Raw genomic sequence first — 11,857 nt, forward strand, 5'->3', positions numbered from 1 at the left:
GACCCCGACGGGTACGACCGCACACCCGGCCGCCGGTCAAGGACGCTCGTGCACACCAAACGCGGCACCAAGCTGCTCCGCAACCCCGCCGCGACGCTGGCCGAGGATCCAGCCTTCAAGGAGGTCGCCGAGTCCGTGCGCCAGCACCGAGGCGGCGACACCTACAACGCGTACCGCAGGCGCCTCAACACAGAGATCAAGCGGATCATGGCAGGCCCGGCGCAGTCCGGCCACGGTCGGATCCTCAACGGCATCCAGTCCCACATACAACGGCGATGATGGTCGCTGCCGACATCTGTCGGCGTGATGCCGGTGTTGTTAGCGTTGTCTTACTCGTTCTGCGGGATGTCCGGAAGTTCAGCCAATTCGGGGGTCGAGTCATGCCCTTCGTGTGCCAGTGTCAGCGATCACGGATTTCCCCATGTTGAGGCCATTGTATAAAACTGACGAAGACGGTTGACACCTTGAGGTCTCCATCGAAGTTGGAGACTGTATGGAAACCGCTCCGCTCGATCGCGACGCGAAGCGCCGGCTCGCGATCATCCAGCACGTGGAGGAAGTCACCGGCAACGTCGCGATGACCTGCCGGTACTTCGGGATCAGCCGGCAGGCCTACTACGGCTTCTATCGTCGCTATCTTGCCGACGGCGTCGAAGGGCTACGGACACGTTCCAAACGGCCCAAGACCAGCCCGAACGCGACCCACGCCGACATCGTTGGAAAGATCATTTATCTGCGGCAGCAGTACCACTTCGGCCCCGAGAAGATCAAGATGTAGCTGCAGCGGTACCACGACGTGACGATCAGCAAATCCGGCGTGTGGCGCATCCTGCACCGCGTGGGCATGGGCCGACTACCCGCCTCCCAGCGCTACAAGGCACACGACAAGCGCCGGAAGCGCTACGAGAAGCAGCTGCCCGGTCATCGGGTGCAGATCGATGTGAAGTTCCTGGCGCCCCTGCCCGGCAGCCGTAAGCGCTTCTACCAGTACACAGCGATCGACGACTGCACACGACTGCGCGTGCTGCGGATATATCCGGCCAACAACCAGAAGACCGCGATCCAGTTCGTGGACTACGTGCTGTCGCGGTTGCCGTTCGGCGTCGAGGTCATCCAGACCGACAACGGTGCCGAGTTCCAGAGCGCTTTCCATTGGCACGTAACCGATCTCGGCGTTCGACACGTGTACATCAAACCCCGCACGCCGCGGCTGAACGGCAAAGTGGAGCGCAGCCACCGCATCGACGGGGAGGAGTTCTACCGACTTCTCGACGGTGTCGTCGTCGACGATGCCAAGGTCTTCAACAACAAGCTGCAAGAATGGGAGGACTACTACAACTACCACCGCCCTCACGGCGGCCTCGACGGCCAGACACCCTACGAGCGCCTCAAGCAGAAGACCGCAAAGACCCCAGCGGTGTAAGCCATCCTCGTCAGCGGCACATGACACTTGCTCCAGCGGCAGCACCGAGTGCACGACCGCCGCCAGTTCGCCGCGACTCCCGGCGTCGAACAGGTCGGCGGTCACCGCGCGCCGGTCGGACATAGGCACGGCATCGGCGCTGAAGGTGGCGAAGGACATCGACTTCTGGAACGCGCCGAACATCTTCATGGCGAAGTCCGGTGGCGGTTCGCCAGCAACCGCGCCGATGACCACCATGCGCCCGTTCGGGTTGAGCCTGGCGAAGAACGACGGCAGATCCGTGCCGGCGACGATGTCGATGACGACGTCATAGCCTCGGGGGGCGGCCTGCGCTTCTGCACCGGCTGGTCCAGCGCATGTCGCCTCTGGGCTGCCGAGCTGCCCGAGCGCGTACGCGACCATGGACCGTACCCGCGGTGCCTAGTCGGCGGCGAGAGCGACGAGGCGCATGACCGCTTTGGTCCGACCGGTGTAGCCCAGTCTTCTGACCGCTGACACCCGCACCTGTGGATCCGGGACCCGAAGACCCAGAACCAGCACATGGAATCCACGGTCATCGGCAGCAGGGTTCATGATCGAGCCGATCGCGATCGACCTGATCTCGGGATCATTGTCGGTCGCGGCCGTAGCGAGTAAATCTGCATCCTGGGCCTCGGCCACGAACCCGAGCGCCCACACTCCCGCGCGACGAAGTGCGGGCGCCTCATCGGCGGCGAACTCGATCGCCGTCAACCGGCTGGCCGCCTTGTCGGCATACAGCAGATCGATGATCTCGGCGCTGAGACTGTCCTGATCGTCGCCAAGATCGCGGGCTGAGGCACGCAGCAACGTCGGGAGCGCCGCAGCTCCCTGAATGCCGGCCAGAATGCCGGCGATCAGGTCCCGACCGTAGAAGTTCTCCTCGTCGAGGAACCGGTCGAGCGCCTCGTTGAGCCGGGATACCAAGGTGGTATCCCCACAAGCGGCCAGTGCCGTGATGGTTGGCTCGATATCGGTGTAGTCGCCCTCAAGCTCCACGGCATGCCGAACGACGGCCTCCAGTGCCGCAGGTCCGTCGATCATGCGGCCACCTTGCCACACCTGATCAGTCTGGGCCGACCCACAGTCCGCACGTATGCTGCGTCCAGTGCTGGGGCCGATCAGCACGACTGCAGTCTCGTCGACCTCGGAGATCGCGTCGGTGAGGCAGTCAACGCCGATCCACACCACCACCCCATCCGACGGCCGTCGGCCAAAGACACGTGCGTGCGAGGATCTAAACCCCGGGGGGCTGTCGATCGACATGCCGGACACCATCGTGGCCAGGTAAGCCCGGCACCGTGGTGCAGGCTGGCTCGAGAGTCGCTCGGATCAAGCCCCGGCTGGATGCGCCAGCCGTCCAGCTAGTGCCGTGACCTGGAAGGTTTGCCGGGTGGGCGGGTGCAGAACGACGTGGCGCCGATCAACCAGGTGTTGTCGTACCCCCGGTGTAACGTCCAGGCCGGGGTCAGATCATGTTCTGTGGTTGGCGGAGGCGCGCGGATGACAAGTATGACAGGCGAGGCCGTGGTGGGCGGCGTCCCGGCTCAGCAAGATCCCGGCGCAGGGCACCGTTCGGTGAATGCTGAACTCGACGCGCTCAAGGGCGCCCTGGACAGCCAGCGCGCGCACGTCCTCGGGATCCTCGAAGGGCTCTCGGAGGAGGATCTGCGGCGGCCGGTGTTGCCCAGCGGCTGGAGCTGCCTGGCGTTGCTGCGCCACCTCACCATGGATGTCGAACGCTTCTGGTTCCCCGGGGTGATCGCGGGCGACCCGGATGTGGCCGGACAGCTTGCGGCAGGCGCGGAGGCGCACTGGTACGTCCCCGAGGGGATGAGCACCGAGGAGGTCTTCGACGGCTACCGGGCGGCCATCGCACGCGCAGACGTCGTGCTCGCCGCCGCCGACCTGGAGCAGGTGCCCGCCGCGTGGCCCGTGGGCATCTGGCCGACCTGGCGGTTGCCCGACGTACGCCGCATCCTCATCCATGTGCTCACCGAGGTCGCCTGCCACAGCGGTCACTTGGACGCTGCACGCGAACTGATCGACGGCACCACCTGGCTCGGCGGCAACCCCTACGCCGGATAATCCTCTGGCCCAGTGAGGAGCGTCGGAGTCTTCAGGCCGCGACGGTGAGGGAGCGTCCGCCCCAGCGGATGCCCTTTTCGCTTCGGATGCGGGCGCGTTCACGTCGTTCGACGGCCAGGACGTCGCGGTGGCGGAATTTGGCGTTACGCCAGCGCAGGCAGGCGTGCAGCGCCCGGGTCTGCACGGTGTGGTTGGGATGGTTGGAATTGGCGATCGTGAACTGCCGCAGCGGTCCGAAGTGGGCCTCGATCGGGTTGGCCCAGGATGCGTAGGTCGGGGTGAAGCACAACTCGACCTTGTTCTTCTTCGCCCAGCGGCGGATGTCGGCGCCTTTGTGGGCGGACAGGTTGTGCAGGATCACGTAGATCGGGGCGCCGTCGGGCCGGGCGGCCTTGATCGATTTCAGTGCGGCCAGGGTGCTCGCGGCACCCTTCTTGCGGCGGTTGACTTCCCACAGGGTGTCGTCGCCGATCGAATTGCACCCGTGGAAGTAGTGGACCCCGTGGGTGCGGTGGTAGGTGGCGGGGTGCCGCTCGGGCCGGCCTTGCTCGGCCCAGCACGACCCTGAGGTGGGCCGGATGCCGAGCGGTCCGAACTCGTCGAATGCGAAGACTCGGTCCGGGAGGCGCCGGCGCATCCTCGATGCGGTCCAGCTTGATGTCGCGCTCCGGATCAGGCGACTCCTTCCATGTCTTGGTCCGCTGGAAGGTGACGCCGCGGCGGGCGAGCAGGCACCGCAACGCCTCGCGGCCGATCAGGATGACACGGCCGTGCCAGCACCGTTGCGTACACGTAGCCGCGGCGCAGTGCGAAGTCGTCCACCCCGAGGACCCGCGGTGTCGTCACCGCGGGCTCCGGGATCCGGCGAATCACCCGCAGCAGCGTCGCCGGGCTGCACCCGATGCCCAGGACCCGGCTCAACCGCGCTCCAGCCCGGCCGCCCAGCGCCAGCGCCACCGAGGCGAGCCCGTCGTTGGCCAGCCGGGTCCGCCATGCATGCCGGTCGGCGAACTCCAGAGCCTCGCAGAACACCTTCCGGCCACATGACGGGTTGTCGCAGAAGAACTTGCGCACCGTGACCATCAGCCGCGATGGCCTGGCCGCGACCGCCGTGTCCGACAGCCGGCGCACATACCTGCTATGGACCCTCAATGACGCGACCTGGCACTTCGGGCAGTTCGCCACCGCGCCAACGGCAGAAGCATGAACCAGCAAGCCGTCATCGCCGAGCTGAACTCGACCTATCTCAACCCGTGCAAGGTGCGGGAAGAAGGCGTGCACATAATCCACATCCGACAGACAATATGATCCACAGCGCTCGATCACCAAATCTGCGGCAGAGCCCCATTACATGTCCGTTGACAGACGGCAATACGGTGCTCGGAGAGGGACGACACCGAGACTGGCCATAATCCGTGCCAGCGACGCCTCGTCATCCGTCACCGATCCGGACGGCGGCGAGGTCCCACGTAGATGCGCAGGGCGGCGCTCCCGCGGTCACTCAGCTTTGGCCATCACCGCCATCTGTATAAAGCGTGCTTGACATCGCCTCAGGTGTCAAGCACGCTTTACACATGCGCGATACCAACTCCGTCGCGCCTTAGCGCCCGATAAATAGCGAGGTCGACGGGCAGCGCGCGGAGCCGAGATCGAGGGACCCGACTTTGGCGGGCCAATCGACGGGTCATGACGATGACCATGGCCCCACAGGACCGTCGCCACATGATGTTCGGGTATCCGCATGAACGATTCACCTCGGCCATCGAGGATTTGCCGTCGTGGCTCGCACTCGGAGGATGTACCTCGGCGGTTTCCAACTCGACGAAGCTTGGGCGGCCACGATGGTTTCGTCGTGGCATGTTCCGCGGGAGCCGCAACGCACGACAGCATTGACATTGCTCTATAGTAAAGAGCTCGGATGATCGACGGACGGCTGGAGGCGACAGAGATTGGGAACCGTCATCGACACCCGTGGCCTGCCGCCCAAGGAGCGGCTGGCCCACATCCGGCAGCTCGCCATCGACCTACCTGAGCCGGTTGATGTCCGCACTGATCATCCGCATGCGTTCCGTTCGCTGATGCAGTTCGCTCCTCTCGGCGAGGTAGTCGTGGGATGCCTTGAAACCGAGGGCCTGGTGGATTGGCGCGTGCATCGCACACGCCAGCTGATCCGTCGTTCAGATCCGGAGTCCTACGTTCTGCTCGTCAGTCTCGAGGGACATACCGGCACGGCCCAGCTCAACCGACAGACCATCCTGGCACCGGGAGAGATGGGCCTGTACAGCACCTCCGAACCGAACCTCGGCTGGCGACGGGCGCGGGGCGCACCGGCGAGGGCAGCGATGATCGCGGTACCCAGGGCAGCGTTGCCCTGCCACCCCAGCCGGGTCAACGCCCTGCTGGGAGAGCGGCTGACCAAACCCACCGGGATGGGCGCCCTGATGCTCACCATGGTGCGGCAGATCGTGGCCGACGTCGGCCAGTATCAGCCGGCAGAAGCGGCGCGGATTTCGACGCTGCTGCTGGACCTGCTCGCGGCGCTGGTGGCGCAACGGCTTGACCTTCAGCCGACGCTGGCCACGGTACCGTCTCGACAGGTGCTGCTGCTGCGCATACAGGCGTTCATTGAGGCGAACCTTGCAGATCGGGACTTGTGCCCAGCGACGGTCGCAGCCGCGCACCACATCAGTGTGCGCACGTTGTACCGCGTCTTCGACGATTCAGGTTCGACGGCGACCGGCTGGATCCGCACCCGCCGGTTGGAACGATGCCGGCAGGATCTGGCGAACCCACTGCTTGCCGCGCGTCCGGTCGATTCGATTGCCCGGTCGTGGGGGTTCGCCGACGGCGCGCAGTTGAGTCGGTTGTTCCGCGCCGCTTACGGTATGCCGCCGCGGGCGTTTCGCCTGAGCCGTCACGACACCAACCGCTGACCGCCGAAGGTCGGCCTGAGCTTGGCAGGCTACGTCAAGTGGTGGGCACGGGCCGACAAGCCCGGTCGGCGGCATCCTGGGATCGTCGTATTCATGAAAACCATGATCAGGCGTGCCGGACGAATGCTGGCCACGGCCATCGCGATCGCCATTGGGGTCATCACCTTTGCGGTCTCGCCGGCCCAGGCACTGGGGGCAGGCAAGATGTGCATGTTCAACGCACCCTCGTCGACGACCTTCGGCTTCAATCACGGCCATGTGGGCTGGCTCATCCAGGAGCCGGGAACCGGTTGGTGGGCGGGATCCACCGAGTTGGGCACAGGTGACCCAGCCGACACCTGGATCCTGTCGACCACCTCCGAGGCAACGGCGCAGGGCTTCTTCAAGAACAAGCTGGTCGCCAACGGAAAGACGCAACACGAAGCGGGCTACTACACCAGGTTCCGCTGCCACAGCACTGCACAGAGCGCCGTAGGTGCAGCCATCACGAAGGCGCGCGCTCTGCAGGGCAACGGCTACACGTTCTGGGACAACAACTGCCTGACTAAGGCCGTCGCAGTCTTCAATGCCTACTACTCGGCGGAGGGCCTCGCCGCAGGCTCGTACACCTATCCCAACGACTACTTCGAGAACTATCTGCCCAACTCGAAAAACTGGGGCCCGATTCACTACCTCTAACCAGCTCCCAGTACGGAGTCGCTGATCTGCGAAGGAAGCCGCAGTCGGGGCTGGTCGTGGGCCCGGCCTCGACTGCCTGTGATCGCGTCGAATCTATGCAGGGCGAACTGCACCAGGCGCCAGAAGGAATGCCGACACTGAACGGCAAGAGCTGCGCACTCCGTCCTGTACGTCGCATCCTGCGAGCGGCAGTCCTTCGGATGATCATCGAGCAGGGCCCTCGAGGGTTAGCACACAGACGAGCCGCCCGCGTCAAGGACAGCACACAGTGCCTTGACGCGGGCGGCTCGAACCAGCCCTGCAGGGCGTTCTCGGATTCAGCGCTCTGGAGGCCGGGGCGGCGTTCCTGCCCATGAGCGCCGTGAACCTGCTCGTCGCGGGCAGGGTGGTCGGCTTGACGGCCCGGTTTGGGGTCACGGCTACGTTGACCGCTGGCATCGTGGCAACTCTTGTCGGTATCGGATGGCTGTCAGCTCTCGATACCGGTAGCGGCTACTGGACCGCGGTTGCCCCCGCCATGATCGCGATAGGGGTGGGCACCGCCCTGGCCTATGTGCCGATGACCACCGCTGGTCTGGCCGGTGTCGCCGCCCAGGACGCCGGTGCCGCCTCCGGGCTGATCAACACGTTCCACCAGCTCGGCTCCGCGCTCGGCCTGGGCGTGCTGGTCGCAGCCTCCGTGCATGCCGGGACGGGAGTGGGCCCGGCGCCGGAAGCGCTGTCCGCCACCGTCCGCACCGCACTCCAGACCGCGGCTCTCATTCTGCTGATCGCGCTGATCGGCACCCTCGTGCTCATGGCACCCACCGAGACCACCCGCCGCCGCAAACAGGCAGCGGCCCAACCGATGGAGGAACCTCATGACGACCTATCGCGACGCACACGCGCTCACTGACCTGCAGGCCCGCCGCCGCGACCCGCACGGCCATGTTTTGCTGACCGGCGCGCACGTGATCAGCATGGACCCTGCCCTGGGCGATTTCGTCGGGGACGTGCTGATCCAGGGCGACCACATCGAACAGGTCGGGCCCGGGCTGGCCGCCCAGGCCGGCCCGGACACTCTGGTCATCGACGCGGCCGGTTCCGCCGTGCTGCCCGGTTTCGTCGACTCCCACGTCCACGCCTGGAAGGCGCACTGCGCGGGGTCGCCCCCGACGCGGACCTCAACAGCTACTACGTGATCACCCACAACGGCATCGCCCCGCTGATGACTCCCGCCGACATCGCGATCGGTGAGACCCTCACCGCCGTGCAGGCCCTCAACGCAGGCATCACCACGATCGTCGACAACGCCCACAACCTGCGCTCGCCGGAGCACGCCGACGCAGCGGTCGAAGGCCTGACCCGGGCCGGGATCCGCGCCGTCCTCGCCGCGGGCGCCCCGATCACCGGCGACGACAGCTCCCACTACCCGCACGACCTGCTCCGGCTCCGCGACCGCTACTTCACCTCGACCGACCAACTGCTGACGTTGCGCATGTTCGACAGCTTCCCATCACCGCAGAGCTGGACGTTCGCCAACCAGCACGGCCTCGACCTGGTCGTCGAAGTCGGCGACTGGATCGCACGGCTCGACGAACTGCTGGCCAGCGGGCTAATGCGGCCCGGGCACACCTACAACCACTGCACCGGCCTCACCATCGACCAGTGGAAGGCCAACGCCGGCAGCGGCGCCGCCGTCGACCTCGTGCCCCGATGGGACAGCCACTACGGCATCGGCCCGTTCAGCCCTGTCCTGCACGCCGCCCGCGTCGGCGTCGAGATCGGCATCTCGTGCGACAACGAACTGTCCTACGGATACGACATGTTCACCGAGATGCGCTTCCTGATGACCATCCAGCGCGGCCTCGCCGCCGCCGCGCACGCCGCCGGAGAAACCGACGTGCCCGCCCTCTACGGCGTGCGGGACGTCCTCCGGGCGGCGACCGTCAACGGCGCCCGCTGCGCCGGGCTCACCGACCAGGTCGGCAGGATCGCCCCTGGCGCTAAAGCCGACCTGGTCGTCCTCGACCTCGACCAGGTCCACACACAGCCATTCGGATCGCTGCTCGGCACCGTGGTCAACTTCGCCTCCATCGCCAACGTCGCCGCCGTCTTCGTCGACGGGACCGCCCGCAAATGGAACCACCGTCTGGTCGACATCGACTACACCGCTCTCGCCCGGGAAGCAGAAAACAGCCGCGACCGGCTGCTGCGCGAACATGGCACCACGCCCGAAGCCGTCCACCGCGACACTGACCTCCGCCTCTGACGCAAACGAACGTTCATCCGCATCGGGTCGCGCCCGTCTCTGGCAGGTGAGGCCATCGGGCTGTCGGCTTTCGAGGAACTCCCCAACAGCGGGAGTGAAGTCCGCCGCCGGGTCGGCCTGGGCACTCTGACGTGGGGTTTGTCCGTCAGCTTTGACACCACGGCTGGTGGACGCTCGATCGGATGGATTCGTTGTCCGCGAGTTTCGACACCACCGATCGGGGTGGGAGCATCGGCTGACCCGAGACGGAGGCCGGCCGATGCCGCGGATGTCGAAGATCGAGAAGTTCGCGGCGATCCGCCGTGATCTCGCCGCGGCAATGTCGGGCCGGGCGATCGAGGAGAAGCATCGGGTCGGCCGGCGCATGGTCAGCGCGGCTATGGCGTCGGCGTTGCCGCCGCCGCGTAAGGAGATGCCGCCGCGGGGATCAAAGCTCGATCCGTTCAAGCCCGTGATCGATGAGATTTTGCGGGCTGATCTCGATGCGCCGCGCAAGCAGCGGCACACGGTGAGGCGGATCTACCACCGTCTCCTTGACGAGCACGGCATGGCGAACGTCTCTTACCAGGTCGTGCGGACTTACGTCGCGGACCGCAAGCCGAAGATCAGGGCGGAGGCCGGCCGGGGCCCGGTCACGGTGTTCTTCCCGCAGACACACCGCCCGGGCGCCCACATAGGCCGATTACGCGCAGCGTCGGCAGCAACCGGGTCAATCCTGAGCGTCGCATCCAGTGGCGAGGAACAGTGGGTCGCCGCCGCCGACCAGCGGCGCATCCGCATCACGGATGGTCTGCTCGCAGGTGCCGTCCTCGATGTGCGCCAGCGCCGTCAACTCCAGGGCGCCCAGTGACTTCCAACCAAGTCCGGCCGGCGGCGACGGACCCACGCCGCTGATCAGCGTCGCTGCAGTGAGCCTGGTGCGGACGCTTCTGTCAGCCTGGGCACTACACGCCCGCGGGCGGGATACGCTGCCTGCGGTGCCTCGAACCGGTTGACTGGAGGAGTGGAAGCTGCGATGACAGCGGAGCGAGCGTTACCCACCCAGGACGAGGTGCTCGCCTACTTCGACACGCTTTCGAATTGGGGGCGGTGGGGTGACGACGACGAGCTCGGTACGCTGAACCACATCACCGACGACGTCCGGCTGGCGGCGGCACAGGCCGTTCGCCACGGCCGAAGTGTGTCGTGCGGCTGGGAGATCGCCGTACCGGACGAGATGGAGCGGGCGACCAACACATGCCGGTGCGCCGCCGACATGCCGGGTGCCGAGAACATGCCGGTGCCCGCCTTCCACAACGACCGGCGCTGGGGTTTCTCGAACGAGCGGCTCGGCATCATGTTCCACGGCAACACCATCACCCACCTGGACTCGCCGTGCCACCTCTACTGGGACGGCCAGATGTACAACGGGCGGCCGCACTCGCTGGTTGACGCCGAGACCGGATCGGCGTGGGCGGCCGTCACGGCGGCGGCGAACGGGATCGTCACGCGTGGTGTCCTGCTCGACATCGCAGCCGTGCGCGACGTGCCGTGGCTCGAAACAGGTGAACCAGTCTTTCCGGACGATCTCGAGGAGGCTGAGCGTCGCCAGGGGGTTCGGGTGCGATCCGGCGACGCGGTACTCCTGCGGACCGGTTACGGCCGCGTCCGGCACGAGTCCGGGGCGGCCTTCAGCTTCACCCAGGCGGGCTGGCACGCATCCTGTCTGCCCTGGCTGCGGGAGCGGCAGGTCGCGTTGATCGGGGCCGACACTCCCCAAGACGTCCAACCGTCGGGATACGACGACATTCTGATGCCGGTGCACGCCGTCAGCCTCGTCGCCATGGGTCTCTGGCTGCTCGACAACTGCGACCTGGAGATGTGTGCCACGACGGCGACCGAGCTCGGCCAATGGGATTTCCAGCTCGCCGTCGCGCCCGTCCGCTTCGCGGGGACCTCCGGGAGCCCGGTCAACCCGATCGCCACCTTCTGAGCGCGCCTAATCACCGCGGGGCATTCCTCGGCCTGTCCCCCGATCGCCCCAGCGAACTCCTCCCTTCCGAATAGGAAGGGACATCAAACTCGGTGCGGCCGCGACACCGCAACTCGGGCCATGGGGCCACAGCAACGGCACCACAAAATAGACGGCTGACGTCCTTCCTCGCCGTGTCGCTTATCTATTTTACCTGTTGCCTAGGTTGTCAGGAGAGGATCATCATGACTTATATGACCGATCCACAGGCGATCGCGGTGCAGCGCGCGAAGTGGCGCAAGTACTTCGAGCAGATCATCACCGGCCCGGACGGCGAGGTCGAGGCCGCCGCAGACGGCGCGATGGAGGCCATCGCCCGCCGCGCCGACCAGGCCGGGGTTATCGCCGCTGGGCGCGCGGCCGCCGCCGAGTACCGGGCCAACGGTGGTCGCCGCCGACCGGCTCCGCCACCCGCCGCAGCTGCACCCAGCGCCCCTCCGCCTGCGGCGCCCCGG

Annotated in this window: 12 protein-coding genes and 3 pseudogenes; 11 read left to right on the forward strand and 4 right to left on the reverse strand. The window is 66.4% G+C overall.

Annotated elements, in window-relative coordinates; genetic code table 11:
* Window positions 1-279 (forward strand): hypothetical protein (locus AB0M47_RS39360; protein ID WP_363423316.1); only part of this gene is annotated, 279 nt, incomplete at its 5' end.
* 214 nt (window positions 280-493) lie between these two features.
* Window positions 494-1,423, forward strand: a pseudogene (locus tag AB0M47_RS39365) (IS481 family transposase).
* A 75-nt stretch (window positions 1,424-1,498) separates the two neighbouring features.
* On the opposite strand, the pseudogene AB0M47_RS39370 reads toward AB0M47_RS39365, so the two are convergent.
* Window positions 1,499-1,825: pseudogene (locus tag AB0M47_RS39370) on the reverse strand (NADPH:quinone reductase); the annotation flags it as partial.
* Window positions 1,826-1,843: 18 nt separating this feature from the next.
* On the reverse strand, window positions 1,844-2,707 hold the full coding sequence (locus AB0M47_RS39375; protein ID WP_363423318.1) for a hypothetical protein: 864 nt from the start codon (window positions 2,705-2,707) through the stop codon (window positions 1,844-1,846).
* Between the two features lie 237 nt (window positions 2,708-2,944).
* Here AB0M47_RS39375 and AB0M47_RS39380 point away from each other — a divergent pair, with 237 nt between their 5' ends.
* Window positions 2,945-3,529 carry a DinB family protein gene (locus tag AB0M47_RS39380; protein ID WP_363423320.1) on the forward strand — a complete coding sequence of 195 codons (585 nt, stop codon included), beginning with the start codon at window positions 2,945-2,947 and terminating at the stop codon, window positions 3,527-3,529.
* 31 nt (window positions 3,530-3,560) lie between these two features.
* Here the strand turns inward: AB0M47_RS39380 and AB0M47_RS39385 are convergent.
* A pseudogene (locus AB0M47_RS39385) lies at window positions 3,561-4,290 on the reverse strand (IS630 family transposase); the annotation flags it as partial.
* A complete protein-coding gene (locus AB0M47_RS39390) occupies window positions 4,202-4,855 on the reverse strand; it encodes a transposase family protein (protein WP_363423322.1) in 654 nt (217 codons plus the stop codon). The gene AB0M47_RS39390 and the pseudogene AB0M47_RS39385, both read right to left, overlap by 89 nt.
* A 623-nt stretch (window positions 4,856-5,478) precedes the next feature.
* Here AB0M47_RS39390 and AB0M47_RS39395 point away from each other — a divergent pair.
* The 8 genes from AB0M47_RS39395 to AB0M47_RS39430 form a co-directional block, all read left to right on the forward strand.
* On the forward strand, window positions 5,479-6,462 hold the full coding sequence (locus tag AB0M47_RS39395; RefSeq protein ID WP_363423324.1) for a helix-turn-helix domain-containing protein: 984 nt from the start codon (window positions 5,479-5,481) through the stop codon (window positions 6,460-6,462).
* Window positions 6,463-6,555: 93 nt separating this feature from the next.
* A complete protein-coding gene (locus AB0M47_RS39400) occupies window positions 6,556-7,140 on the forward strand; it encodes a hypothetical protein (RefSeq protein ID WP_363423326.1) in 585 nt (194 codons plus the stop codon).
* A 361-nt stretch (window positions 7,141-7,501) separates the two neighbouring features.
* Window positions 7,502-8,035, forward strand: coding sequence for a hypothetical protein (locus AB0M47_RS39405; protein ID WP_363423328.1), 534 nt, complete (start codon window positions 7,502-7,504; stop codon window positions 8,033-8,035).
* Window positions 8,001-8,321, forward strand: coding sequence for a hypothetical protein (locus AB0M47_RS39410; protein WP_363423330.1), 321 nt, complete (start codon window positions 8,001-8,003; stop codon window positions 8,319-8,321). Before AB0M47_RS39405 ends, AB0M47_RS39410 begins: the two co-directional genes overlap by 35 nt.
* On the forward strand, window positions 8,318-9,391 hold the full coding sequence (locus tag AB0M47_RS39415; protein ID WP_363423331.1) for an amidohydrolase family protein: 1,074 nt from the start codon (window positions 8,318-8,320) through the stop codon (window positions 9,389-9,391). Before AB0M47_RS39410 ends, AB0M47_RS39415 begins: the two co-directional genes overlap by 4 nt.
* Before the next feature lie 268 nt (window positions 9,392-9,659).
* Complete coding sequence (locus tag AB0M47_RS39420; protein ID WP_363423333.1) at window positions 9,660-10,241, forward strand: hypothetical protein; 582 nt, start codon at window positions 9,660-9,662, stop codon at window positions 10,239-10,241.
* A 165-nt stretch (window positions 10,242-10,406) separates the two neighbouring features.
* A complete protein-coding gene (locus tag AB0M47_RS39425; protein WP_363423335.1) occupies window positions 10,407-11,363 on the forward strand; it encodes a cyclase family protein in 957 nt (318 codons plus the stop codon).
* 233 nt (window positions 11,364-11,596) lie between these two features.
* Window positions 11,597-11,857, forward strand: a 261-nt coding sequence (locus AB0M47_RS39430) for a hypothetical protein (RefSeq protein ID WP_363423337.1), incomplete at its 3' end; no start/stop codon positions are given.

Origin of the sequence: Hamadaea sp. NPDC051192, assembly GCF_040682475.1 — a bacterium.
GTDB classification, from domain to species: Bacteria; Actinomycetota; Actinomycetes; order Mycobacteriales; family Micromonosporaceae; genus Hamadaea; species Hamadaea flava.

Bases quoted from the DNA above. Each gene is read 5' to 3' on its own strand.
- AB0M47_RS39375 (WP_363423318.1), bottom strand. From the start codon at position 2,707: ATGTCGATCGACAGCCCCCCGGGGTTTAGATCCTCGCACGCACGTGTC.
- AB0M47_RS39380 (WP_363423320.1), top strand. From the start codon at position 2,945: ATGACAAGTATGACAGGCGAGGCCGTGGTGGGCGGCGTCCCGGCTCAG.
- AB0M47_RS39400 (WP_363423326.1), top strand. From the start codon at position 6,556: ATGAAAACCATGATCAGGCGTGCCGGACGAATGCTGGCCACGGCCATC.
- AB0M47_RS39410 (WP_363423330.1), top strand. From the start codon at position 8,001: ATGACGACCTATCGCGACGCACACGCGCTCACTGACCTGCAGGCCCGC.
- AB0M47_RS39420 (WP_363423333.1), top strand. From the start codon at position 9,660: ATGTCGAAGATCGAGAAGTTCGCGGCGATCCGCCGTGATCTCGCCGCG.
- AB0M47_RS39425 (WP_363423335.1), top strand. From the start codon at position 10,407: ATGACAGCGGAGCGAGCGTTACCCACCCAGGACGAGGTGCTCGCCTAC.